This is a genomic window from Bradyrhizobium sp. UFLA05-89 (assembly GCF_059803475.1).
In genome coordinates, this window is the sequence record NZ_JBANBA010000064.1 from 12,497 (window position 1) to 35,747 (window position 23,251).

Annotated in this window: 24 protein-coding genes; 14 read left to right on the plus strand and 10 right to left on the minus strand. The window is 63.0% G+C overall.

Features of this window, described 5'->3' with window-relative positions; all coding sequences use genetic code 11:
• Positions 1–62 precede the first annotated feature (62 nt).
• Complete coding sequence (locus SO139_RS27905; protein ID WP_449384363.1) at positions 63–848, plus strand: glycosyltransferase family 32 protein; 786 nt, start codon at positions 63–65, stop codon at positions 846–848.
• Positions 849–1,137: 289 nt separating this feature from the next.
• Positions 1,138–1,557: a hypothetical protein gene (locus tag SO139_RS27910; protein WP_449383687.1), complete on the plus strand. Its 420-nt coding sequence runs from the start codon at positions 1,138–1,140 to the stop codon at positions 1,555–1,557.
• A gap of 156 nt (positions 1,558–1,713) precedes the next feature.
• On the opposite strand, the gene SO139_RS27915 is transcribed toward SO139_RS27910, so the two are convergent.
• Positions 1,714–2,514, minus strand: a complete 801-nt coding sequence (locus tag SO139_RS27915) for a BA14K family protein (RefSeq protein ID WP_449383688.1) — start codon at positions 2,512–2,514, stop codon at positions 1,714–1,716.
• A gap of 272 nt (positions 2,515–2,786) precedes the next feature.
• Between SO139_RS27915 and SO139_RS27920 the strand changes: the two genes are divergently transcribed.
• From SO139_RS27920 to SO139_RS27930, 3 genes are all read left to right on the plus strand, one after another.
• Positions 2,787–2,909 (plus strand): hypothetical protein, encoded by a 123-nt coding sequence (locus SO139_RS27920; protein WP_449383689.1) that lies wholly within the window; start codon positions 2,787–2,789, stop codon positions 2,907–2,909.
• Between the two features lie 585 nt (positions 2,910–3,494).
• Entirely contained in the window at positions 3,495–3,995 is a 501-nt protein-coding gene (locus SO139_RS27925) for a DUF1269 domain-containing protein (RefSeq protein ID WP_449383690.1), read from the plus strand.
• A gap of 675 nt (positions 3,996–4,670) precedes the next feature.
• A complete protein-coding gene (locus SO139_RS27930) occupies positions 4,671–5,081 on the plus strand; it encodes a RidA family protein (protein ID WP_449383691.1) in 411 nt (136 codons plus the stop codon).
• Between the two features lie 123 nt (positions 5,082–5,204).
• Here the strand turns inward: SO139_RS27930 and SO139_RS27935 are convergent, their stop codons facing one another.
• A complete protein-coding gene (locus tag SO139_RS27935; RefSeq protein ID WP_449383692.1) occupies positions 5,205–6,086 on the minus strand; it encodes an HpcH/HpaI aldolase/citrate lyase family protein in 882 nt (293 codons plus the stop codon).
• Positions 6,087–6,192: 106 nt separating this feature from the next.
• Here SO139_RS27935 and SO139_RS27940 point away from each other — a divergent pair, with 106 nt between their 5' ends.
• A complete protein-coding gene (locus SO139_RS27940) occupies positions 6,193–6,837 on the plus strand; it encodes a carbonic anhydrase (RefSeq protein WP_498541011.1) in 645 nt (214 codons plus the stop codon).
• 122 nt (positions 6,838–6,959) lie between these two features.
• On the opposite strand, the gene SO139_RS27945 is transcribed toward SO139_RS27940, so the two are convergent.
• On the minus strand, positions 6,960–7,994 hold the full coding sequence (locus SO139_RS27945) for an aspartate-semialdehyde dehydrogenase (protein WP_449383694.1): 1,035 nt from the start codon (positions 7,992–7,994) through the stop codon (positions 6,960–6,962).
• Positions 7,995–8,110: 116 nt separating this feature from the next.
• Between SO139_RS27945 and SO139_RS27950 the strand changes: the two genes are divergently transcribed.
• Positions 8,111–8,893, plus strand: coding sequence for a hypothetical protein (locus SO139_RS27950; protein WP_449383695.1), 783 nt, complete (start codon positions 8,111–8,113; stop codon positions 8,891–8,893).
• 156 nt (positions 8,894–9,049) lie between these two features.
• The gene (locus tag SO139_RS27955; protein ID WP_449383696.1) at positions 9,050–9,436 is read left to right on the plus strand and encodes a hypothetical protein; all 387 of its coding nucleotides are present in this window, start codon (positions 9,050–9,052) and stop codon (positions 9,434–9,436) included.
• A gap of 131 nt (positions 9,437–9,567) precedes the next feature.
• Here SO139_RS27955 and SO139_RS27960 read toward each other — a convergent pair whose 3' ends face one another.
• A complete protein-coding gene (locus SO139_RS27960; RefSeq protein WP_449383697.1) occupies positions 9,568–10,212 on the minus strand; it encodes a DapH/DapD/GlmU-related protein in 645 nt (214 codons plus the stop codon).
• 183 nt (positions 10,213–10,395) lie between these two features.
• The gene (gene leuB, locus SO139_RS27965) at positions 10,396–11,508 is read right to left on the minus strand and encodes a 3-isopropylmalate dehydrogenase (protein ID WP_449383698.1); all 1,113 of its coding nucleotides are present in this window, start codon (positions 11,506–11,508) and stop codon (positions 10,396–10,398) included.
• 227 nt (positions 11,509–11,735) lie between these two features.
• Here leuB and SO139_RS27970 point away from each other — a divergent pair, with 227 nt between their 5' ends.
• Positions 11,736–12,953, plus strand: coding sequence for a YbfB/YjiJ family MFS transporter (locus tag SO139_RS27970; protein WP_498541012.1), 1,218 nt, complete (start codon positions 11,736–11,738; stop codon positions 12,951–12,953).
• Between the two features lie 130 nt (positions 12,954–13,083).
• On the opposite strand, the gene SO139_RS27975 is transcribed toward SO139_RS27970, so the two are convergent.
• The 4 genes from SO139_RS27975 to SO139_RS27990 all read right to left on the minus strand — a co-directional run bounded on the left by SO139_RS27975 (position 13,084) and on the right by SO139_RS27990 (position 16,407).
• Positions 13,084–13,866 (minus strand): molybdopterin-binding protein, encoded by a 783-nt coding sequence (locus tag SO139_RS27975; RefSeq protein ID WP_449383700.1) that lies wholly within the window; start codon positions 13,864–13,866, stop codon positions 13,084–13,086.
• A gap of 77 nt (positions 13,867–13,943) precedes the next feature.
• Positions 13,944–14,573, minus strand: a complete 630-nt coding sequence (locus tag SO139_RS27980; RefSeq protein ID WP_449383701.1) for a cytochrome b/b6 domain-containing protein — start codon at positions 14,571–14,573, stop codon at positions 13,944–13,946.
• A 198-nt stretch (positions 14,574–14,771) separates the two neighbouring features.
• On the minus strand, positions 14,772–15,326 hold the full coding sequence (locus tag SO139_RS27985; RefSeq protein ID WP_449383702.1) for a fasciclin domain-containing protein: 555 nt from the start codon (positions 15,324–15,326) through the stop codon (positions 14,772–14,774).
• A 319-nt stretch (positions 15,327–15,645) separates the two neighbouring features.
• On the minus strand, positions 15,646–16,407 hold the full coding sequence (locus SO139_RS27990; RefSeq protein ID WP_449383703.1) for an SDR family oxidoreductase: 762 nt from the start codon (positions 16,405–16,407) through the stop codon (positions 15,646–15,648).
• 86 nt (positions 16,408–16,493) lie between these two features.
• Between SO139_RS27990 and SO139_RS27995 the strand changes: the two genes are divergently transcribed.
• Positions 16,494–18,023, plus strand: coding sequence for a malonate--CoA ligase (locus SO139_RS27995; RefSeq protein WP_498541013.1), 1,530 nt, complete (start codon positions 16,494–16,496; stop codon positions 18,021–18,023).
• A gap of 165 nt (positions 18,024–18,188) precedes the next feature.
• Here the strand turns inward: SO139_RS27995 and SO139_RS28000 are convergent, their stop codons facing one another.
• Positions 18,189–19,049, minus strand: a complete 861-nt coding sequence (locus tag SO139_RS28000) for a sulfite exporter TauE/SafE family protein (RefSeq protein WP_449383705.1) — start codon at positions 19,047–19,049, stop codon at positions 18,189–18,191.
• Between the two features lie 505 nt (positions 19,050–19,554).
• On the opposite strand from SO139_RS28000, the gene sdhC reads away from it, so the two are divergent.
• The 4 genes from sdhC (at position 19,555) to SO139_RS28020 (ending at position 23,104) form a co-directional block, all read left to right on the plus strand.
• The gene (gene sdhC, locus SO139_RS28005; RefSeq protein ID WP_449383706.1) at positions 19,555–19,953 is read left to right on the plus strand and encodes a succinate dehydrogenase, cytochrome b556 subunit; all 399 of its coding nucleotides are present in this window, start codon (positions 19,555–19,557) and stop codon (positions 19,951–19,953) included.
• Positions 19,950–20,354: a succinate dehydrogenase, hydrophobic membrane anchor protein gene (gene sdhD / locus SO139_RS28010; protein ID WP_449383707.1), complete on the plus strand. Its 405-nt coding sequence runs from the start codon at positions 19,950–19,952 to the stop codon at positions 20,352–20,354. The genes sdhC and sdhD overlap by 4 nt, the downstream gene beginning before the upstream one ends.
• 3 nt (positions 20,355–20,357) lie before the next feature.
• Positions 20,358–22,208: a succinate dehydrogenase flavoprotein subunit gene (sdhA, locus tag SO139_RS28015; protein WP_449383708.1), complete on the plus strand. Its 1,851-nt coding sequence runs from the start codon at positions 20,358–20,360 to the stop codon at positions 22,206–22,208.
• Between the two features lie 113 nt (positions 22,209–22,321).
• On the plus strand, positions 22,322–23,104 hold the full coding sequence (locus tag SO139_RS28020) for a succinate dehydrogenase iron-sulfur subunit (protein ID WP_449383709.1): 783 nt from the start codon (positions 22,322–22,324) through the stop codon (positions 23,102–23,104).
• Positions 23,105–23,251: the final 147 nt, after the last annotated feature.

Below are 23,251 nucleotides of genomic sequence, written 5' to 3' on the forward strand. Positions count from 1 at the left end.
GGGGCTTTTTCTTTGCCCGCTGTTCTTTGCCCTCTCGCGTTTGTCATTTATAGCTTGCCCGCATGTTGCCCGACATCGTCACCTTCTGGCATGGCCCGATGGACGCGCTGCGCCAGACCTGTCTGCGCTCGCAGCTCGCGGCCGGGCACAGGGTCACTGTCTACAGCTTCGATACGATTCCGGGCCTGCCTTCCGGCGTCGACAATGCCGAGGCCGAAGCAATCCTGCCGCATGTGTTCTCGGAAAAGCTGCGGCCACCGCAGCCGGACGGAAGCTGGCGCGACTGGACCACGCTTCAGTTCAGCGACTTCTTCCGCATGAAGCTGATGGCTCAAGACGCAGGCCTGTGGCTCGACGCCGATGTGCTGCTCTTGAAACCCGTCGAGATCGATCCGGCAAAACCCTATTTTGCCTGGGAGCGGCCGCGCCAGCTCGGCAACTCCGTGCTCTATTTGCCGCCCGAGCACGGCATCGTTCGCGCCTTCGAGGCGCTGATGGAGCAGGAGGAGCTGACGCCGGACTGGCTGTCGCTGCGCCACCGCCTGACGTTTGCATTGCGCCGCCTGCGCGGCGGCTCGAACCGGCTCTCGGATATTCGCGTCGCGATCTATGGTCCGGCCGCGTTGACCGCACTCGCGCATCGCTTCGGCGAACTTGATAACGCGTTGCCCAAGCAGTCGTTCTATGCGGTGCATGCCGAACCAAAACTGTTCTTCGAACCGTCCAACTATCTCGGCCTCGTCGCCAACCCCGAAATCATCGGCCTGCACATCTCGCCCAAGGGACGCGGCGGCCAGAAGCCGATTCCGGGAAGCCTGTATGCCTGGGCCGCGGAGCGGTTTAGCTAGCTTCCCTTCGTCGCGAACTCTCGTACCCCGGATGCAGCGCAGCGCTTCTTCAGCGGTGCGCTGCTGAGCCGGGGCCCAGCAATGCTGGCACGATGGGTCCCGGCTCTGCGGAGCGGCACCATAGCGCGTCGAAGACGCGCGTGAACGCGCTTACGGCGCCGCACCGCGTCCGGGACACGAGAATCGTAGGTGCGGGCTCGTTCCCTTCATCATTCCTGTTTGATCCAGCGCAACGCAATTTCCTGCAGGTTTGCTCTATTCCTCCAATACCGCCGAATGGAGCTTCGAGATGAGCACCCAGAGCAGACCCTATCCCGTGGTTCAGGATCTCATCGATTCCTTTGCCGGCTGGCTGAAGCATCGCCGCGAGCTGAACGAGATGCGGCAGCTCGATCGCTCCGATTTCAACCGGATCGCGAGCGATCTGCGCGTTTCGCCGGATGATCTCGAAGAGCTGGTCCGTCACGGCCGTCATGCCGCTGACGAGCTGCCGAAGATGCTGGCGCAGCTCGGCATCAGCGAAGAGCAGCTCGGCCGCGCTCAGCCGCTTCTGCTGCGCGACATGGAGCGCGTTTGCGCGCTATGCAACGAAAAGGCGCATTGCCACCGCGATCTCGCCGACGGCACCGCAGCCGAGAACTACGGGGGTTATTGCCCGAACGCCTCCACGCTGGAGACGCTCGATCGCACGGGCCACATACCGCACTGACGAGCGGCGGGAGCATTCGCCAGGGCGTGATCCTGGACCCGAAGGGCCACGTTAGCGCAAAGTGCGGAGCGATTTTCCCTCGCGACAAAGGCGGAACGTGTTTGCGCTGAGATCATGCACAAACAACAAACCTAGAGCGCGATTTGTCCCAGGCAGCTATGGGCAGGGATGGACCTGTCCGTCATAGCCCCTGTAATTTCCAGAGGAGGCATTATAGGTTCGATACTGCTGGCAGTTGGCGCCAGTGCTCTGGCTCACAGCCCGGCGCCGTCGGCCTGTTTCGGTAGCTCTGTTCTCTTGTTGACCTTGCTCTAGTGCAACGCCAGCAGACTGCTTGGTAGCCGGCGTATCGGCAATCGTTTTCTGCTCTTCCATGGCTTGGCGCACTTGTGCCAATTCAGCTGCCAGCGCCTCGGCCCGATCGTGCTCCTGCTGCAGAGACTGCCGCAACCCCGCTGTCACGCTCTCGATTGACTGCTTGGGCTGTTGCGCCATCTCGCTCGCCCCGCTGCGTGAACGTGCTAACCCGGTCGTCTCGGTTTTGCTTCGAGCCTTCGCGACGTCGCCATCAGGCGCAGTGGAGGCGGAGAGCTCCGTGGGATTCAGTATTGTCCGCTGCAAATAGACGCCACCAATGACCCCTGCGATGACCATTGCGGCAATCCACCAACGTGCAGATCCACGTCGCTCGTGCAGTGGCACAATCTGAACAGTCTCTGCAAGTGCAGAGACTGTCGCGGTGGCGGGTCGCTCGGGAGGCATATCCGACGGCTGAGACTTAAAAAAACTGTAACATGGGTACCAATGCGATGGCCTCATCTGGCTCACTTCGCCGTACTCGCCGATCCATCCATTGGTCTCAGTAGACCACCGAGCAACCTCAAAGCTTTCGCGCGCTTCATCCTCGAGCACGATTGTGTGCCCATTCTTCGGTGCGATCTCTATCGGATAGCGCATGCGAAGGACGCCTCTTCAACTTGACGCGTTGGTCAATGATGACCTGCGCTGGCCGGAAATTCAAGAAAGTCGCATCGCTTTCATTTTTTAAAGCACCCCACTCGCGACTGTGACTCTCACCCCGCTTACAATGTACGGTGAGGCGACCATAATTGTGGCTGGAGCCATGCAGCAGACACTTGCTCGATGGTATTCCCGGGCGGTTCCCGCAGCCGCGTCGGCATCAGCGAAGAGCGGTTTGGCCGCACCGCAGTTGCCGCGTGACCTCGACCGTGTCTGACCGCAATGGGACGGACCTCGTCAGCGGCGTCGCCGCCGAGAACTACAGGCGCTGCCGCCCGAACGCCGCAACGCTGAAGACACTCGATCGCACCACGGGCGGCGTGCCGCTCTGACGAGCAGTCTAGTGGGTCAATTTATAGCAATGTCCACCGCCCCTGTGCTTTACACGCTCGCGACACGTATCCAGCGTCGAAAACGAGCAGTCAGGTTGTCCGGCAGCCTTCGCCCCTCTCAACTGCGCACAGAATGTGGCAGCATTGGCAGGGTCCTGAGGACTGAGAACGAAGCTCATCGAGAGAAGCATCATCGCGGAGATAAGCGCCAGCTTTGAACGCGACATACCAATTCCTATGAGGTTTGCCCCATTCTTCTCCCTTGAAACTGCCAAAACGTGCTGCTCGTTCAGTGGTTGCTAGGCGCGCGAGCAAGTTTCAAAAATCGCCATCCGGCAAGCGGTTCATAGCGGCGGAACGTCCGCCCGCCGCCGGGGTTCCGTCGGTGTGAATTTACATGCGCCGCATCCGCATTTGACGAGACAATCCCGCTTACTCAAGTTGCATCGGGCCGCTTAAACCATCTCCGACTTGTGAACACCTGGAACCGATTAGCTGGCAGGAGACTTTTCGGTCTGTGTTAAACGTTGGCCGCGCGTATCAAGCGGATCAGGGGCAGCACTCAAGTCAGTACGGGAGTGTTCAATGTCAGACCTTGTTGCGATCGTGTACCCATCCGAAGCCAAAGCAGAGGAAGTTCGGCAAAAAATACTCAAGCTCCAGAAGGAGTATCTGATCGCGATCAATGATGCCGTGATCGCCGTCAAAACAGGGGATTCCGTCAAACTCAATCAGCTTGTGAACACGACGATGACTGGCGCCGCAAGCGGCAGCTTCTGGGGACTGTTGTTTGGATTGGTGTTCTTGAATCCCCTCATCGGCGTGGCTCTCGGTGCCGGCGCAGGCGCATTGGGCGGCGCGCTGACCGATTTCGGGATTAGAGATCAGTTCATGAAGGATCTCACAGCGAAGGTGAAATCGGGAGATGCCGTTCTATTCCTGCTGATCCAGAGCATGACCTCGGACAAGGTTCTCAATGAGATCAAGGATGCGGGAGGGACGGTTCTCAAGACCTCGCTGGACGAAAAGAAGGAACAGCACCTGCGCGATACCCTCGCAGCCGCAGCTCAATCCAAGGCTGCCTAGCTGCGTGAGGCAAAGCCTGGGAGAGCGGGAATCGCCGAGGGCGGCGAGGAGCAAGTCATGCAAAAATTGACCCTATGGGTGCTTGCGATTGCGGTTGCTTCGGCAGCGGTCATGACGACTGGCGGTCGTTCGCAGGCGAGCCTTATCGCACCACTGGGGTCGCATGAGATCGCCGATCAGCTTCGTCTTGCGGAAACAGTCCAGTTCACCTGGAGAGGCCGCCGCTACTGTTGGTACAATGGCGGATGGCGCGGCGGCGGCTGGTACTGGTGTGGCTACAATTGGCGGCGTGGCATGGGCTGGGGTGGCCCGGCCGGCTGGCATGGGTGGCGGCGGCCACATCAGCGCCCGGTGGCACGCCCACCGACGGTTCGCCCCCCGGCAGCGCGCCCACCGAGGCCAAATCGACCAGGGCAAAATCGACCGGGGCCAAGTCGGCCGGGAACGCAGCGGCCGCAAACACTCCCCGAGCGCATTCAGAACAGGTGATAATCGCTGCTTTGCGTCGGCCGCAGGCCTCGGAAGGACATCGCTTTTTCTGAGCACAGCCGCAACGCTTGCTCATCGGCCACAATCGCATCCGCGATCTCGATCGAGCGGCGCGCTGCCTATGGCAGCCCCTCCGGGTTGGGCCCACTTTCAGACCTGCCGACGAGTTGGTATGTGAGATATGGAATGAGGCAGACGATGAAATCCCGCGTAGAGACGCTCACACCGCCGAATACGCCAAAACCGATCGGACCTTACAATCACATCGCCAAAGTCGGTGAACATATATGGATTGGGGGGACCGCTGGAGTCGATCCAGCGACAGGACATTTGGCAGGGGCAGACATAGGTGCCCAGACACGGCAAATCTTCAAATCATTCACAGTGATGCTTGATGCTGTTGGCTCCGACCTCAGCCACGTTACTCACATCAATGTCTTCTTGCAGCACATGTCTGACTTCGAGGCGATGAATGCTGCCTATGTCGAGATGATGGGCGACCACAGACCTGCGCGCACGGTTTTTTCTGTCCAGGAGCTCCCTAAGCCAGGCGTCTTGCTTACGATGAACCTTACGGCGGTGACGCGAGAGCGATGATCCGTTGCGCGCCGGAAGGCGCGGAGACCGCTTTCCGCAATGAATCACAAGCGGCAATGCCTTTCGCTAACAGAAGATTTGCGCCTGGCGTCGGAAAGACCGATGTCGCCTTTAAGCGTGGCCCTACCCCTTGCCCATTGCAGCGATCGCATCCGCGATCTCGATCGTGCGGCGTGCCATGTCCGCGTGCAGCCGTTCCACCATCTGCCCATCGAGCCGGATCGCGCCGCGCGAGACATTCTCCGGCAATTCGAACGCCGCGATGATCTTGCGGGCGCGCGCGACGTCCTCCTCGGGTGGCGTGAAGATGACGTTGCAGGCCTCGATCTGCGAGGGATGAATCAGCGTCTTGCCGTCGAAGCCGAGATCGCGCCCCTGCGCGCATTCCGTCGCAAAACCGCTCGAGTTGTTGATGTCGCTATAGGGCCCGTCGAGGATCTCGAGGCCATGCGCCCGCGTTGCCAGGATGCAATGGGTGATCATCGGGATCATTGCGGCGCGGCCCTCCAGCATCCTGATCCGCGTTTCCCGCGAGATGTCGTTCGGTCCGAACACGAAGCCGACGAGGCGCGTGTTGGGATCGCGCGCGGCGGCGGAGAGCTCTTCCGCATGCAGGACCGCGCGCGCGGTCTCGATCATGGCCCAGACCTTCACCGTCGGCGCGGCGCCGAGCTCAGCCAGCCGCCGGCCGATGGCGTCGAGGTCCTCGACACTGGAGACCTTTGGAACCAGGATGCCGTCGGGCGAGGATTTTGCCGCCATGGCAACGTCGTCGGCCCACCAGGGCGTATCGAGGCCGTTGGTCCGGATCAGGATCTCGCGCTTGCCAAAGCCTTTTGCAGCGATCGCAGCCGCGATCTGGTCCCGCGCCTCCGCCTTGGCGTCAGGGGCGACGGAATCCTCCAGGTCCAGGATCAGGCCGTCGGCCGGCAGGTTGCGGGCTTTTTCCAGCGCGCGGGGGTTGGAGCCGGGCATGAACAGATGGCTGCGGCGCGGACGGGTCATGCGAGCGTTCCCTTGAAGTTCAAGTGTTCCCTCCGGAGCCGATAGCACCTGGCCTGCCTATTCGAAAGGCTTGTTCGCCCCTGCGGTATATGATTAGGCATTGGTCATGATCACATTCCCAAGACATTTGCTGGACGGCTACAAGGCCTTCGCGACGCAGCGGCTGCCGACCGAGCAGACGCGCTATCGCGAATTATCGGTGAAGGGCCAGTCACCCGAAGTGATGGTGATCGGCTGCTGCGATTCCCGCGTCTCGCCCGAGGTGATCTTCGACGTCGGTCCGGGCGAGCTGTTCGTGATGCGCAACATCGCCAATCTGGTCCCGACGTATCAGCCCGACGAGAATGCGCACGGCGTCTCGGCGGCGCTGGAATATGCCGTGACGGTGCTGAAGGTGAAGCACATCGTGGTGCTCGGGCATGCGCAATGCGGCGGCATCCGCGCCTTCGTCGACAAGATCGAGCCGCTCACCCCCGGCGATTTCATCGGCAAATGGATGCAGATGTTCATCAAGCCCGGCGAGGTGGTCGAGCAGCGCGACCGCGAGACGATGGCACAATTCGTCGAGCGCATCGAGAAGGCCGCGGTGTTCCGCAGCCTCGAAAACCTCATGACATTCCCGTTCGTGCGCAGGGCGGTCGACGCCGGCCAGATGCAGACGCACGGCGCCTATTTCGGCGTCGCGGAGGGATCGCTGTTCGTGCTCGACAAGGCCGCGAAGGAATTTCGAAGCGTCAGGGACGCAGGGTAGTTCGGTAGGGTGGATTTGGTAGGGTGGGCAAAGCGAAGCGTGCCCACCACTTCTATCGCGATCGTGGAGAGGTGGTGGGCACGGCGCGCGAAGAGCGCGCCTTTGCCCACCCTACGCAGCCCTTAAGCCGCCTTCTTCTTCGCGGTGATCAGCTTGCGGTTGATCAGGACTTCGGCGATCTGGATCGCGTTGAGCGCGGCGCCCTTGCGAAGGTTGTCCGACACGCACCAGAACGCGAGACCGTTCTCGACCGTGGCGTCCTCGCGGATGCGGCTGATATAGGTCGCGTCCTCGCCGGCCGCCTCATAGGGCGTGGCATAGCCGCCGGGCTCCTGCTTGTCGATGACGAGACAGCCGGGCGCCTTGCGCAGGATCTCGCGCGCCTCGTCCGCCGCGAGCGGATTCTCGAACTCGACGTTGACGGCCTCCGAATGGCCGACGAACACCGGCACGCGCACGCAGGTCGCGGAGAGCTTGATCTTGGGATCAAGGATCTTCTTGGTCTCCGCCATCATCTTCCACTCTTCCTTGGTGTAGCCGTCTTCCATGAAGACGTCGATGTGGGGGATGACGTTGAAGGCGATGCGCTTGGGAAACTTCTTATTGATCAGCTCGTCATTGGTGTAGACGGCCTTGGTTTGCGAGAACAATTCGTCCATCGCATCCTTGCCGGCGCCCGAGACCGATTGATAGGTCGAGACCACGACGCGCTTGATGGTCGCCTTGTCGTGCAGCGGCTTCAGCGCGACGACGAGCTGCGCGGTCGAGCAGTTCGGGTTGGCGATGATGTTCTTCTTGGCAAAACCCTTGGTCGCATCGGCATTCACCTCGGGCACGATCAGCGGCACGTCCGGATCCATGCGCCAGGCCGAGGAATTGTCGATCACGACCGCACCGGCGGCGCCGATCTTCGGCGACCATTCCTTCGACACCGAGCCGCCCGCCGACATCAGGCAGATGTCGATGTCGGAGAAGTCGTAGTGCTCGAGCGCTTTGACCTTCAACGTCCGATCACCATAGGAGACCTCGACGCCGACGCTGCGGCGTGAGGCCAGCGCCACGACCTCGTCCGCGGGGAATTTGCGCTCATCGAGAATGTTGAGCATTTCCCGTCCGACATTGCCGGTCGCTCCGACGACTGCGACTTTGTAACCCATCGTTCACTCTCCGATGAAAAAGGCCTTCCCAAAGCTGCGCGCTTAACCAGGAAGAGCAGCGCTTCTATGCGAGAACCGCCCGCAAGACAACGTTTGACCGTGCCAGAAGGCATTGGATGCCGCCGTACCAGGCCACCCCGGCCGCATATCCCAGAACCAGGATCCATCTGGCACTCCTAGGCTTTGCCGACGAGGTCGTCGGCACGCTGGCGCGCCTGTTCGCCTATGTGGGGACGCTGGCGCTGCTTGCCATCCTGTTGCTTGCCGCACTCGGCCAATTGCCGAACCTGCATGACGACGGGCCGGCGACGAGGCCGGGCTGGTCCGTGGCCGACCGATCACATCCCGCCTTTGCCGTCAGCCGGCTCGATTCCAACGACAAAACAGACGCTTACGTCATCCTCCGGCATCCCGAGGGCGGCCGCAAGGACGTCATGCGCTGGGTCGGCGATACGCCGGTACCGGTCGCCGAGCTCGAAATCTACCGACCCGGCGGCGAGTTCGGTCCGGCGGCGCGCCTGCCTTCAGACATGGCTGCCCGGATGGGCCTTAGGCAGTCGACACCGCTCGAGGAAGCAGGCGTCATCGACAGCAAGTTCGGGCCAGTGGCCCTGTATCGCCCGAGCGGGCAGGCGTCCGGCTGTCTTGGCTATGTCAAGCGGATCGAGGAGCCCCCGCTTCAGATCTCCGGCTGGTCGTGCCAGGGCGACGCACTGCCGGCACGGCGCGCCGCGATCGCCTGCACGCTGAATCGGCTGACGCTGCTCACCTCCGGCAACGAGCCGAAGCTGGCCGAATTGTTCGCCCATGCCGAGTTGAAGCGCCGTCCGTGCGGCCCTCCCGCCTCCGTGGACTGGCTGATGAGCCCCGGAAATGCGCAGCTGCGCGGCGCGCTTTGACGCGCATCAAGCTCAAGTGGCTGGTTTTCATGCAACTTTTGGCCGCAGGCGCGATTATTCCGGCGCGGTGTGACCCAATTGACCTAGTTGCGGTCACCCCTGGCGCGCTAGTATGAGGTGAAATCGATTGGTGGCCTGCCGCCTGAAGGGGACGTGATGAGCTCGAAATTTTCCGCCGCGAACAAATTGGCGATCTGGCTTGCGGCGGGTGCGGTCGCCGCGATGGGTGTTGCGACGTCGGCATCGGCCGACACCAAGAAGCAGCGCTATGACGATCGCGGCCGCGTCTATTATGGTCCGAGCGGCCCCAACGTCGTCTATCAGCAGGGCCCGCGTACCCGCATCTATGTCAGCAAGCGCTCCTGGCTCGATGGTGGCACCGAGGTCAATCCGGGCGATCGCAAGTTCTCCGACTACGCCTTCCCGCCGGATGTCGGCTATCCCACCTTCGCGCGCGAGAACCTCAACCGTCCGATCGATCGCCAGCCGCTCAGCACGCCGGCTGATGTCGGCGGCTATCCGAGGACGTTCCCGCTTTACTGAAGCGGACACGACTGACGAATTCGAAATGGCCGGGCTCGCGTTCGGCCATTTTTTAATTTTGTGATGGCTTCAGACTCACATCTTGACGCGTTTCTTTCCGCGAACCGGTATCCACTTCGCTCGAACACGCTCTACCGGCCGGGCGCAAAAGCCGGGTCGTAGCGCTTGCAAAATTGTTCGATCGCCTCGGAGCGGAAATCGCTCAAGCGTTCGAAGATGACCTCATCGGGCCAATCCCACCAGGCGATACGGCGCAGGCTTTCCGTGACAGATTCGGTAAAGCGCTCGCGGATGGGGCGCGCGGGAACGCCGCCGACGATCGTGTAGGGCGGTACGCTGCGGCTGACGACCGCACCTGCGGCGATCACCGCGCCGTCGCCGACCGTCACGCCCGGCAGCAGGATGGCGGCGTGCCCGATCCAGCAATCATTGCCAACGATCACCCGGTCGCTGTGGCGCTCCGCAAAGAAGTCGCGGTCACGGGTCGCTGTCGCCTCGTAATATTCCGGGCAATAGGTGAAGCGATGCTGGGACGGCCGGCCCATCGGATGGTTCGGCGCGCCGATCCGCACCGAGTTGGCGATTGCCGTGAACTTCCCGATCACCGCGTCGGCGACCTCGCAGTTCTCCCCGAGATAGGAGTAGTCGCCGAGCGAGGAAAACTCGATGCGCGTGTTGCAGAGGACTTCGCAGCGGCGCCCGATCTGCACTTCGCGCAGGCGCACCGTTTCATGGATGACGGTTTCCGCGATCTTGGGGCGATGCGACGCGTCCATCAAACGGCTCCTGAGGTTTTACGGGCGGCGCATCCCGGTCACGTCTACGCGGACTGCGTAGGGCGGACAAAGGCGCGAAAGCGCCGTGCCCACCGTCATTCCGGGGCACGCGAAGCGTGAACCCGGAATCCCGAGATTCCGGGTTCGATGCTGCGCATCGCCCCGGAATGACAGTGCAAGTGACTACGCGTGCAGCTTCTGCAGTTCCTTCAGGATCGCTTCGCCCATCTGCGTGGTCGAGGCGGCGGTGGTGCCTTCCGACTTGATGTCGGCAGTGCGCAGGCCGCTCGCCAGCACCGCAGCGATCGCGGCGTCGAGCTTGTCGGCGAGCGCGCCCATGTCGAAGGAGTAGCGCAGCGCCATGCCGAAGGACGAGATCATCGCGATCGGATTGGCGAGGCCCTTGCCGGCGATATCGGGCGCCGAGCCGTGTACGGGCTCATACAGCGCCTTGCGCTTCTTGCTCTTCACGTCGACCTCGCCGAGCGAGGCCGAGGGCAGCATGCCGAGCGAGCCGGTCAGCATCGCCGCGATGTCGGAGAGCATGTCGCCGAACAGGTTGTCGGTGACGATGACGTCGAACTGCTTGGGCCATTTCACCAGCATCATGCCGCCGGAGTCGGCGAGCTGATGCTCGAGCGTCACATCGGGATATTCGCGCTTGTGGACCTGTGTGACCACCTCGTTCCAGAGCACACCGGACTTCATGACGTTGCGCTTTTCCATCGACGTCACCTTGTTGCGACGCTTCTTGGCGAGGTCAAAGGCGACGCGGGCGATGCGCTCGATCTCGTAGGTGTCGTAGACCTGGGTGTCGATGGCACGCTTCTGGCCGTTGCCGAGATCGGTGATGGTCTTGGGCTCGCCGAAATAGACGCCGCCGGTGAGCTCGCGCACGATCACGATGTCGAGGCCCTCGACCGCCTCGCGCTTCAGGCTGGAGGCATCCGCCAGCGCCGGATAGCACACGGCCGGACGCAGATTGGCGAACAAAGCGAGATCCTTGCGCAGCCGGAGCAGGCCGGCCTCGGGGCGCACGTCGTAGGGCACCGCATCCCATTTCGGGCCGCCGACCGCACCGAAGATGACGGCGTCGGCGTCCTTCGCCTTGGCCATGTCGCCTTCGGAAATCGATACCTTGTGCGCGTCATAGGCGGCGCCGCCGACGAGGCCGGTGTCGGTCTCGAACTTGGCGATCCCGGCCGAGTCGAGCCAGTCGATCAGCCGCTTCACCTCGCCCATCACCTCGGGGCCGATACCGTCGCCGGGGAGCAGCAGCAATTTGTGGGTCGCCATGGTCGTTCTTCCTCCGTTTCGTCATGGCCCGGCTTGACCCGGCCATCCACGTCTTGCCTCGGGTGCAGAAGAACGTGGATGCCCGGCACAAGGCCGGGCATGACGGCGCTCATGAATTTCGGCCGGAGTGCTAGAGCGGCGTTGCGCGCTTGGCAAGACACCATTGCCGCCTCGCGGCTGTGCAAGCCGGGCGGGGCCTGCCACAATCGGGCTTGCCGGAGTACCCCTTGCACGCCCAAGACTACCTCACTCAAGATCGCCGCCTCCCGCACGACGCGCGCCCTGCGCGGCTGATTCTGACGCTGTCGCTGGCGGCGACGGTCGGGCTCGGCATCGGCCGCTTTGCCTATGCGCTGGTGCTGCCGGACATGCGCGACAGCCTGAACTGGTCCTACTCCGCCGCCGGCTTCATGAACACCATCAACGCCGTCGGCTACCTCGCGGGCGCCCTGATGGCCTCGCGACTGATCAAGCGGGTCGGCTGGTCGGCCGCGATCCGCGGCGGAACGCTGGCCTGCCTCGCGGCCCTGGCGATCTGCGCGCTCACCGGGAACTTCATCGCGCTCAGCCTGGCGCGGCTGGTGCTGGGCCTGGGCGCGGCGGCGGGTTTCGTCGCCGGCGGCGCGCTGGCCGCAACCATCGCGCAGTCGCATCCCGAAAGGGCCAATTTCCTGCTCAGCCTGTTCTATGCCGGCCCCGGTATCGGCATCCTCGCTTCGGGGCTGATCGCGCCGTTCACGCTGCAATATTTCGGGCCGGGCTCGTGGTGGATCGTGTGGTGGGCACTGACGCTGCTCTCAGCCGCCATGACCATCCCGCTGTTCCTGATGCGCATCGAGAGCAAGGCGCGCTTCAGCGAGGCGGGGCACGGCTCGTTCGCGATCCTCCCCATCCTGATCTATCTCGCCGGCTACTTCCTGTTCGGCGCGGGCTACATCGCCTACATGACCTTCATGATCGCCTATGTGCGCGATGCCGGCGGCGGCGCGGCGGCACAAGCCGCGTTCTGGAGCCTGATCGGGGTGAGCGCCTTTGCGACGCCCTGGGTCTGGCGCGGCGTGCTCGCGCTCGACCGCGGCGGGCTCGCAACCGCGATCATCCTCGGCACCAATGCGCTGGGCGCCAGCTTGCCGATGCTGGGGCATTCGACGGCATGGCTTGCGACCTCGGCCGTCGTGTTTGGTGTCGCCTTCTTTGCCGTGGTGGGTTCGACGACGGCGTTTGTCCGTTTCAACTACCCGCCCCCAGTATGGCCAACGGCGATCGCGGCGATGACGATCTCGTTCGGCATCGGCCAGACTCTCGGGCCGATCGTGGTCGGCGCGATCACGGATGCGCTGGGGAGCCTTTCGTATGCGCTGAACGTGTCCGCCGCGTTGTTAGCGCTCGGTGCGGTCGCGGCACTGTGCCAGTGGAAGGTGGGACCGAAGAGCTCGGTGTCGTAGGGTGGGCAAAGGCGCGTAGCGCCGTGCCCACCATCAATCGTCAACGCGGATACACAAGTGGCGGGCACGCTTCCGCCTTCGCTCTTCGAGCTACGGCGGACAAGTCGCTTTGCCGACCCTACAAATCGCGTCAGCTCCCGCTGAACGAATTGTAGCCCTGGTCTTCCCAGTAGCCGCCCTTGTACTCGTTGGTGACTTCCATCGAGACGACATATTTCGGGTTCTTGAAGCCGAGTTTTGTCGGCACGCGGATCTTCATCGGGTAGCCATAGGCGCGCGGCAGGATTTCATTCGCATATTTGAACGTCATCTGGGTCTGCGGATGCAGCGCGCTGCGCATGTCCAGCGGGGAATTGTAGCCGTCCTTGTCGGCGCACTGGAACCACACATATTTCGCACGCGTGTCGGCGCCGATCAGCTTCAGGAAATCGCGGAGCGGCGTGCCAGTCCAGCTTCCGATCGCGCTCCAGCCCTCGACGCAGATGTGGCGGGTGATTTGCGTGACCTGTGGCAGCTGGTGGAGCTCGTCCAGCGTCCAGGATTTCTTGTTGTCGACGAGGCCACGCACCTCGAGCTTCCAGTCCTTCCCATCGACTTCCGGCGCTTCGTCGAGATCGTAATAGGCATTGAATGGGAACGGCTTCGTGATCGCGCTTTCCGGGAAGGTCGGTGCCAGCGCGTCCGGATTGAAGATGAAGGCCTGCACCGCGTCGTTGAACTTTGACGCTTTCTTCAGCAACTCCTCGGCGGAGGAACTATCAACGACGTCGCAGCCGGTGAGCAGTGTCAGCGCGCCGAGGCTCGCACCGCCTGTGATGAAACGGCGGCGGGTCAGGTCCGGCATTACCTTGAGCGAGTCCTTGATGAGCAGACGCTTGTCGACGCCGGGGATCAGGAATGAACGCTTGGCCATGAAAGTTCTCCAGCATCTCTTGTTCTGAGCATGATCTTATCGGAAAACCGGTTCCCACTTTTCCGGATCATGCTTGCTCAGCGGCCGATGATCATGGCGCGCAGGCTCTTCGGCACCAGCAGCGCCAGCGCGACGTGAACCACCAGGAAGGCGCAGATCGCGGCCATGCAAAAGAAGTGGACGTAACGCGCCGTCGGATAGTCACCGAACAGCATCACCAGGTAATAGAGCTGCACGGGTTTCCAGATCGACAGGCCCGACAGCACGATGAGCACGCCGACCACGATGATGCCGGCGTAGAGCAGGCGCTGCACGTAGTTGTAGACGGTGAGATCGTCATGGCCGAGCTTGAAGGTCAGCGCGGCCTTGACGTCGTGCAGCACGCCGGACGGCGTGATCGGCAGCAGTTTCTTGGCGAAGCGGCCGGTGGCAAAGCCCGTGATGAGATAGGCGAGCCCGTTGATCATGAGGATCCACATCGCCGCAAAATGCCAGAGCAGCGCGCCGCCGAGCCAGCCGCCGAGCGTGATGTCGCGGGAGAAGCTGAAGTTGAACAGCGGCGAGGCGTTGTAGATCTGCCAGCCCGACATGATCATCAGGATCACGGCGAACGCATTGATCCAGTGCATCAGCCTCACCCAGGCCGGCTGGATGGTTTTGGCCTTGGTGGCGCTGATCGGAGCGTCGGCTGCGGCTAGGCTCGACATGGTGGTTCCGTCCTCAAGTGTCGCGTGACGATAAATATACGCCAGCGGCTTCGGTTTCGTTACGTCCTGCCGGCTACCGATTTGATATCCGAAAGGTATCGTGGTCACAAAAAAGCGAGCCGGGATCCCCGACTCGCCGTTTCTCGCATCCTGTTCGGGGATGAAACAGGGAGGTGCGGTGTTACGTCGCCGGCGGTGTTACGTCGCCGGCATCAGCACGGTGTCGACCACATGGATGACGCCGTTCGACTGGTTGACGTTGGTGATCGTCACCATCGAGGTGCCGCCCTTGGCATCGACGATCCAGGTCTTGCCGTCCATCTTCTTGACTGTCAGCTCCTCGCCTTCAGCGGTCTTCAGCTTCTTGCCGTCGGTGAGGTCGGAGGCCTCGAGCTTGCCGGGCACGACATGGTAGGTGAGGATCTTGGTCAGGGTTGCCTTGTTCTCGGGCTTGACCAGGGTGTCGACGGTGCCGGCCGGCAGCTTGCCGAAGGCCGCGTTGGTCGGCGCGAACACCGTGAACGGCCCCTTGCCTTCCAGCGTCTGCACGAGGCCGGCGGCCTTCACCGCGGCCACCAGCGTGGTGTGGTCCTTGGAGTTGACGGCGTTCTGGATGATGTTCTTGGAGGGGAACATCGCAGCGCCGCCGACCATCACGGTCTTTTCCTCGGCCCTCACAGGTGCGACGACGGTCGCGGTGATGGCAAGGGCGCTGAAAGCGGCAGCAGCGAGATAGGCAATACGCTTCGACATGGAGAGTCTCCCGATATCTGGATGAAGTCCTGCAACAACGGCACCTAGCGACAGGTGTGAGGCAGGAGCGCCGTCGTTGGGCCGAACTACGGGAGGATTCGGCGAGCGGTTTCGGGGAATAATTTATTGTGATGCGTGAAACTTTGCGTGGGGGTTTCCGTGTGAGGGCGCGACGGGCGCCAAGCACGCCAGTGCCGTAGGCTGGGCAAAGGCGCGCAAGCGCCGTGCCCACCACTTAAGTCCAGATTCGCTGAAAAATGGTGGGCACGCTTCGCTTTGCCCACCCTACGACACTGAGAGTATTGCACGGTCGAGCATCTCAATCCCTGCTGAGCGGCGTCTGGATAAACCCGCGATTGTGGGTCGGGCTGATCAGCACCTCGTTGATGCAGACGCGCGGCGGCATGGAGGCGATGAAGGCGATGGTGCGGCCAAGATCTTCGGACTGAAGCATCCTCGCCTGCTCCTCCTCGCTGGGTACCACCGGGCGCTGTTTCAGAATGGGGGTGGCCACCTCGCCCGGCATCAGGCAGCAGGCGCGCAGGCCGTTGACGCACTCGTCCATGTTGAAGGAATGGGTCAGTGCCAGCACCGCATGTTTGGTCGTGGTGTAGGCCGGCCCCGGCATCTTCGAGACGTGGCGGCCCGCCCAGGACGAGACATTGATGATGCAGCCGTCCTGCTGCTTGCGCATCGGCGGCAGCACCGCGCGCATGCAATAGAGCACGCCGTTGAGGTTGATCTCGACGAGCTTGTCCCAACCCTCCAGTTCCAGGTCGTTCCAGCTTCGCTTGCGAACGTTGACGCCGGCGCTGTTGACCAGGAGGTCGATGCGGCCGTGCCTGGCCAGGATCTGATCGGCCGCCTTCTGGACATCGGCGGCAATGCTGACGTCGAGCGGGATCGCCTCCGCGGCGCCTCCGGCGTTGGTGATTTTGGCGACCACCGCATCCAGCGCGTCCTTGCGCCGCCCGGACACCACCACCGTCCAGCCGTCAGCGGCAAGCGCCTCCGCGCCGGCCTCCCCGATCCCGCTGCCACCGCCCGTGACCCAGGCCGCGCGTTTCCTTTCCTTTGTCATGCAAACTGTCTCCGTTGCTTCATCGGGGCGGTTTTTGCTAATCCAGCCCTCGGTTTTGACCGGCCTTCGCCTTTGAGGAATGTTGCATGAACCAAGCTGCCAACACCAATCTGTTTTCCCGCCTGTTCGATGGCCTGAAGGATCCGACGCGGCTTGCGATCGAGACCCATGACGGCGGCCGCATCACCTATGGCGAGCTGATCGCACGCGCGGGCCAGATGGCGAATGTGCTGGTCGAACGCGGCGTAAAGCCTGGCGACCGTGTCGCGGTGCAGGTGGAAAAATCCGTCGCCAATATCGTGCTGTATCTGGCAACCGTGCGGGCCGGCGCGGTCTATCTGCCGCTCAACACGGCCTATACGCTGAACGAGCTCGACTACTTCATCACCGATGCCGAACCGTCGCTGGTGGTGTGCGATCCCTCCAAGGCCGACGGCATCGCCGCGATCGCCGCTAAGGTGAAGGCCAAGGTCGAGACGCTCGATTCCAGCGGCAATGGCTCGCTGACGGACGCCGCCGCGAAGGCGAAGAGTGAGTTCGCCACCGTGCCGCGCGCGAACGATGACCTTGCGGCGATTCTCTACACGTCGGGCACCACCGGCCGTTCCAAGGGCGCGATGCTGTCCCACGACAATCTCGCCTCGAACTCGCAAACGCTGGTCGACTACTGGCGCTTCACCGACAAGGACGTGCTGATCCACGCGCTGCCGATCTACCACACCCACGGCCTGTTCGTGGCGACCAACGTCACGCTGTTCGCCCGGGCCTCGATGATCTTCCTGCCAAAGCTCGATCCGGACCTGATCATCAAGCTGATGGCGCGCGCCACCGTGCTGATGGGCGTGCCGACGTTCTATACGCGTCTTCTGCAAAACCCCGCGCTGTCGCGCGAGACGACGAAGCACATGCGCCTGTTCATCTCGGGCTCGGCGCCGCTGCTGGCCGACACCCATCGCGAATGGTCGGCGCGAACGGGCCATGCGGTGCTCGAGCGCTACGGCATGACCGAGACCAACATGAATACGTCGAACCCCTATGACGGCGAGCGCGTGCCCGGCGCGGTCGGCTTCCCGCTGCCCGGCGTCTCCGCCCGCGTCACCGATCCCGAGACCGGCAAGGAGCTGCCGCGTGACGAGATCGGCATGATCGAGGTGAAGGGACCGAACGTCTTCAAGGGCTATTGGCGCATGCCGGAGAAGACCAAGTCCGAATTCCGCCCGGACGGCTTCTTCATCACCGGCGATCTCGGCAAGATCGACGCGAGGGGCTACGTCCACATCCTCGGCCGTGGCAAGGATCTCGTGATCTCCGGCGGCTTCAACGTCTATCCGAAGGAAATCGAGAGCGAGATCGACGCCATGCCGGGCGTGATCGAATCCGCCGTGATCGGCGTGCCGCATGCCGATTTCGGCGAGGGCGTCACGGCGGTCCTTGTCTGCAACAAGGGCGCTGAGGTGAGCGAAGCCTCGGTGTTGAAGGCGCTCGACGGCCGGCTCGCAAAGTTCAAGATGCCCAAGCGGGTGTTCGTGGTCGACGAACTGCCGCGCAACACCATGGGCAAGGTGCAGAAGAACGTGCTGCGGGATACGTACAAGGATATTTACGCGAAGAAGTAGGTTGCGGTCTCTAGCCACCACAGACGCTGTCATGCCCCGGCTTGACCGGGGCACCCAGTACGCCTTGGCTTCTCGGTTCAATCACTACCGTCGCTGGAATACCGGATTGCCCGCCTTCGCGGGCAATGACCCTTGAGTGTGGGGCGTGCGCTTTGCCGCGAGCCGTCACTGTCCGCCCACCAAGCTCATCACGAACCGGCTGCCAACGATAAACAGATAACAGCCGAACGCGGCCTCCAGCGTGCGCTTCGACATCGCATGCGCGGCCTTAACGCCGAGCGGTGCGGTGACGAGGCTCATCGGCATCACCAGCACGGCTCCGATCAACGAGACAAAGCCGAGCGCGAACGGGAATTGCAGGGCTGCGACTGACGGAAAACGCGCGGCCGCCGGCCAGCCGGCATAGATGTAGCCGAGCGCGCCGGGGATCGAGATCAGCACCGCCAACGCCGACGACGTTGCGACCGCCTGATGGATCGGGCGGCCATAGAAGGTCATCAGCAGATTGGAGAACAGGCCGCCGCCAATGCCCATCAGGGTCGAGAGGATTCCGACCACGAAGCCGTAGATGCGCATCAGCGGGCCTGTCGGCAGGTCGTCACCGAACTTCCAGGTTTCGCGCGCGAAGATGAGGCGGGCCGCGGCGGAATAAGCGACGGCGACGAAGACGATCTTGAACAGCCGCTCCGGCGCGTAGCGCGCGACCACGCTGCCGGCGATGACGCCGATGACGATCGGCAGCCACCAGACGCGCAGAATCGTCATGTCGACCGCGCCGCGCTTGTAGTGCGCCTGGAACGAGCGGATCGAGGTTGGGATGATCACCGCGAGCGAGGTGCCGACACAGAGCGGCATCCGCACCTCCAGCGGCACGCCGGCAATGCGGAAGCATTCGTAGAACACGGGGACGAGGATCGCCCCGCCGCCGATTCCGAACACGCCAGCGAGAAAGCCCGAGAGCGCACCAACCGCGATGAGCAGCAGCGCCAGCTCGACGATGTCCTGGAGATTGAGACCTGCAATCACGCGAATCGTATCCCGGCACGCCGGCGACGCGCCTCCCGGCCGTGCGCAACTTGTAGGCTATCCTGCTCGCGTGGTCGTCAGCGGGAAGCGACAGGCGCGGAATGCGGGACACGCATATCGGACGCGCCCTGGCGAGGTGTTGGAGGGGAAAACGGGTCAAGCGACGTGCGCAGAGGGCTCTTTCGCGGTTCCCCCGAGGCTGTTTTGATCCCACTTTGCAGTATGAACGGACTGGTTCGCATGACGACGATCCTCTTGCGATTTCAAGTCGGGAGACGAGCGCCAGAAAAACTGGCTACGAATTCACTCCTTCAACATCCCGATCTCGCTCTGGTATACCGAGCCCCTGATCAGTCTTGGTTCGTCGCCGCTCTAAAGCTGAACGACGGTTCGCTTTATGGCGATTTGGTGATTGCGCGGATAGATTCGACTCCGTAAATAGGGCCGACCTTTCGCGATCCCCGCGCGCCCCATGCTGGGCCGCAATAAAACACCAAAGCCGCCCATGACCGCACGGATCGAACGACCGCTTTCACCCCACCTGCAAGTCTACCGCTGGACGCTGACGATGGCGCTGTCCATCGTCCACCGCGCCACCGGTATCGCCCTTTATGTCGGAACCCTGCTGCTGGCCTGGTGGTTGATCGCCGCGGCCTCCGGCCCGGCGGCGTACTCCCATGTGCAGGCCTTTACCGGCAGCATCATCGGACGGCTGATCGTGTTCGGGTACACTTGGGCGCTGATGCACCACATGCTGAGCGGCATCCGGCATTTCGTCTGGGACCTCGGCTATGGCTTCAAGGCCAATGAGCGCGAGGCGCTCACCTGGGGCGCGCTGATCGGCGGCATCACGCTGACTGTCCTGATCTGGATCATTGCCTACGCGATCGGAGGCGGACGATGAGCTCGACCGATACGCCCAAGCGCAGCATGCGCACCCCGCTCGGCCGCGTCCGCAATCTTGGCGCCGCGCATTCCGGCACGTCTGACTTCTGGCGCCAGCGCCTCACCGGCGTCGCCATGACGCTGTTGATGCTGCCCGTGATCGTCGTCGTCATGATGCTGCTCGGCCGCAACCAGGCGGGCGCTGCGCAGATTCTCGGCTCGCTGCCGATCGCGCTGATTCTCCTGCTCTTCATCTTCGCCAGCGCCTGGCACATGAAGATCGGCATGCAGGTCGTGATCGAGGACTACGTCCATAACGAGAAGGTGAAGCTCGTTGCGGTCATGCTCAACAACTTCTTCTCGATCGCGGTGGCGCTCGCTTCGACCTACGCGATTCTCAAGCTGTCATCCGGAGTGTAACCCATGGCTACCGGAACATCGGCCGCCACCACGAATGGCAAGGGCAACGGCGCTCCCGCCACCAACGGAAAAGCCTATCCGATCGAAGACCACACCTATGACGTCGTCGTGGTCGGCGCCGGTGGCGCGGGCCTGCGCGCCGTCGTCGGCTGCAGCGAGGCGGGCCTGCGCACGGCCTGCATCACCAAGGTGTTTCCGACCCGTTCGCACACCGTCGCGGCGCAGGGCGGCATCTCCGCCTCGCTCGGCAACATGCACAAGGACGACTGGCGCTGGCACATGTACGACACCGTGAAGGGGTCGGACTGGCTGGGCGACCAGGACGCGATCGAATACATGGTGCGTCACGCCCCCGAAGCGGTCTACGAGCTCGAGCATTGGGGCGTGCCGTTCTCGCGTACCGAGGATGGCAAGATCTACCAGCGTCCGTTCGGCGGCATGACCACGGAATTCGGCAAGAGCCAGGCGCAGCGCACCTGCGCCGCCGCCGACCGCACCGGTCACGCCATGCTGCACACGATGTATGGCCAGTCGCTGCGCCATGCGGCAGAATTCTTCATCGAGTTCTTCGCCATCGACCTGATCATGGACGACCAGGGCGCCTGCCGCGGCGTGATCGCGCTGAAGCTCGATGACGGCACGCTGCATCGCTTCCGCGCCCAGACCACGATCCTGGCGACCGGCGGCTACGGCCGCGCCTATGCGTCCTGCACCTCGGCCCATACCTGCACCGGCGACGGCGGCGGCATGGTGCTGCGCGCCGGCCTGCCGCTCCAGGACATGGAATTCGTGCAGTTCCACCCGACCGGCATCTACGGGTCGGGCTGTCTCGTCACCGAAGGCGCGCGCGGCGAGGGCGGCTATCTCGTCAACTCCGAGGGCGAGCGCTTCATGGAGCGCTACGCACCGTCGGCCAAGGACCTCGCCTCGCGCGACGTCGTCTCGCGCGCGATGACCATCGAAATCCGCGAGGGGCGCGGCGTCGGCAAGAAGAAGGATCACATCTTCCTGCACCTCGACCATCTCGATCCAAAGGTCCTGCAGGAGCGGCTGCCGGGTATTTCCGAATCGGCAAAGATCTTCGCCAATGTCGACGTGACGCGCGAGCCGATTCCGATCGTGCCGACCGTGCACTACAACATGGGCGGCATCCCGACGAATTATCACGGCGAGGTGCTGACCAAGAAGGACGGCGACGACAACGCCGTGATCCCGGGCCTGATGGCGATCGGCGAGGCGGCCTGCGTCTCCGTGCACGGCGCCAACCGTCTCGGCTCCAACTCGCTGATCGACCTCGTGGTGTTCGGCCGCGCCGCGGCGCTGCGCTGCGCCGAAAAGCTCACCGCCAACGGCAAGCAGCCGGAGCTGCCGGCGGACTCGGCCGAACAGTCGCTCGGCCGCCTCGACCACTACCGCTACGCCTCAGGCGGCACCCCGACCGCGAAGCTGCGCGAGGGCATGCAGCACGTGATGCAGAACAATTGCGCGGTGTTCCGCACCGGCGAGGTGCTGAGCGAAGGCCAGAACCTGATCCAGAAGGTCCACAGCGGCATCACCGACATCGCCGTGTCCGACCGCTCGCTGGTGTGGAACTCGGACCTCGTCGAGACGCTCGAGTTCGACAATCTGATCTCGCAGGCAGTGGTGACGATGAACTCGGCCGCCAACCGCACCGAAAGCCGCGGCGCGCATGCGCGCGAGGATTTCTCCGCACGCGACGACAAGAACTGGATGAAGCACACGCTGGCCTGGCTCGACGATGCCGCCAAGGTGACGATCGACTACCGTCCGGTGCACAACTACACCATGACCAACGACGTGCAGTACATCCCGCCGAAGGCGCGCGTGTACTGAGGAAGAACAACAGTAGCTCGTCATTCCGGGGCGATGCGGAGCATCGAGCCCGGAATCTCGAGATTCCGGGGCTGGTCCTTCGGACCATCCCGGAATGACGAAAGGTTAGAGCAATGGTTGAATTCGCACTTCCGAAGAACTCGAAGATATCAGGCGGCAAGACCTGGCCGAAGCCCGCGGGCGCGACTGAGCTTCGCGAATTCCGCGTCTATCGCTGGAATCCGGACGACGGCAAGAATCCGAGCGTCGACACCTATTACGTCGACACCCACGATTGCGGTCCGATGGTGCTGGACGGCCTGATCTGGATCAAGAACCACATCGACCCGTCGCTGACCTTCCGCCGCTCCTGCCGCGAGGGCGTCTGCGGCTCCTGCGCCATGAACATCGACGGCCAGAACACGCTCGCCTGCACCCGTTCGATGCACGACGTGAAGGACGGCGCGGTGAAGATCAACCCGCTGCCGCACCAGCCGGTGGTGAAGGATCTCGTCCCCGACCTCACCAATTTCTACGCGCAATACGCTTCCGTCGAGCCGTGGCTGAAGACGACCTCGCCGACGCCGCAAAAGGAATGGCGCCAGAGCCACGAGGACCGCGAGAAGCTCGATGGCCTCTACGAGTGCATCCTGTGCGCCTGCTGCTCGACCTCCTGCCCAAGCTATTGGTGGAACAGCGAGCGCTATCTCGGCCCCGCCGCCCTGCTCCAGGCGAACCGCTGGGTGTCCGATTCGCGCGATGAGGCAACCGGCGAACGGCTCGACAATCTCGAGGACCCGTTCCGGCTCTATCGCTGCCACACCATCATGAACTGCGCCAAGGCCTGCCCGAAAGGCCTGAACCCCGCAGAGGCGATCGCCGAGCTGAAGCTGAAGCTCGTCGAGCGGCAAGTTTAAGCGAACTTTATGCATCCGCCGCGGTCGCTGGCGCTGCGGCCGCATTGCTACCTAGAGTAGTTTAACATAGGTCTGCTACTGGCGCATCCTTTGCGGGCGGAGTCGAGCCGGCCGCAACCAAAGGTTCCATTCACAAAGCACTTCCTT

Excerpts from the sequence above, each read along its gene's own strand:
- SO139_RS27905 (WP_449384363.1), top strand. The coding sequence starts at position 63 with ATGTTGCCCGACATCGTCACCTTCTGGCATGGCCCGATGGACGCGCTG.
- SO139_RS27910 (WP_449383687.1), top strand. The coding sequence starts at position 1,138 with ATGAGCACCCAGAGCAGACCCTATCCCGTGGTTCAGGATCTCATCGAT.
- SO139_RS27915 (WP_449383688.1), bottom strand. The coding sequence starts at position 2,514 with ATGCGCTATCCGATAGAGATCGCACCGAAGAATGGGCACACAATCGTG.
- SO139_RS27925 (WP_449383690.1), top strand. The coding sequence starts at position 3,495 with ATGTCAGACCTTGTTGCGATCGTGTACCCATCCGAAGCCAAAGCAGAG.
- SO139_RS27930 (WP_449383691.1), top strand. The coding sequence starts at position 4,671 with ATGAGGCAGACGATGAAATCCCGCGTAGAGACGCTCACACCGCCGAAT.
- SO139_RS27935 (WP_449383692.1), bottom strand. The coding sequence starts at position 6,086 with ATGACCCGTCCGCGCCGCAGCCATCTGTTCATGCCCGGCTCCAACCCC.
- SO139_RS27940 (WP_498541011.1), top strand. The coding sequence starts at position 6,193 with ATGATCACATTCCCAAGACATTTGCTGGACGGCTACAAGGCCTTCGCG.
- SO139_RS27945 (WP_449383694.1), bottom strand. The coding sequence starts at position 7,994 with ATGGGTTACAAAGTCGCAGTCGTCGGAGCGACCGGCAATGTCGGACGG.
- SO139_RS27950 (WP_449383695.1), top strand. The coding sequence starts at position 8,111 with ATGCCGCCGTACCAGGCCACCCCGGCCGCATATCCCAGAACCAGGATC.
- SO139_RS27955 (WP_449383696.1), top strand. The coding sequence starts at position 9,050 with ATGAGCTCGAAATTTTCCGCCGCGAACAAATTGGCGATCTGGCTTGCG.
- SO139_RS27960 (WP_449383697.1), bottom strand. The coding sequence starts at position 10,212 with ATGGACGCGTCGCATCGCCCCAAGATCGCGGAAACCGTCATCCATGAA.
- leuB (WP_449383698.1), bottom strand. The coding sequence starts at position 11,508 with ATGGCGACCCACAAATTGCTGCTGCTCCCCGGCGACGGTATCGGCCCC.
- SO139_RS27975 (WP_449383700.1), bottom strand. The coding sequence starts at position 13,866 with ATGGCCAAGCGTTCATTCCTGATCCCCGGCGTCGACAAGCGTCTGCTC.
- SO139_RS27980 (WP_449383701.1), bottom strand. The coding sequence starts at position 14,573 with ATGTCGAGCCTAGCCGCAGCCGACGCTCCGATCAGCGCCACCAAGGCC.
- SO139_RS27985 (WP_449383702.1), bottom strand. The coding sequence starts at position 15,326 with ATGTCGAAGCGTATTGCCTATCTCGCTGCTGCCGCTTTCAGCGCCCTT.
- SO139_RS27990 (WP_449383703.1), bottom strand. The coding sequence starts at position 16,407 with ATGACAAAGGAAAGGAAACGCGCGGCCTGGGTCACGGGCGGTGGCAGC.
- SO139_RS27995 (WP_498541013.1), top strand. The coding sequence starts at position 16,494 with ATGAACCAAGCTGCCAACACCAATCTGTTTTCCCGCCTGTTCGATGGC.
- sdhC (WP_449383706.1), top strand. The coding sequence starts at position 19,555 with ATGACCGCACGGATCGAACGACCGCTTTCACCCCACCTGCAAGTCTAC.
- sdhD (WP_449383707.1), top strand. The coding sequence starts at position 19,950 with ATGAGCTCGACCGATACGCCCAAGCGCAGCATGCGCACCCCGCTCGGC.
- sdhA (WP_449383708.1), top strand. The coding sequence starts at position 20,358 with ATGGCTACCGGAACATCGGCCGCCACCACGAATGGCAAGGGCAACGGC.
- SO139_RS28020 (WP_449383709.1), top strand. The coding sequence starts at position 22,322 with ATGGTTGAATTCGCACTTCCGAAGAACTCGAAGATATCAGGCGGCAAG.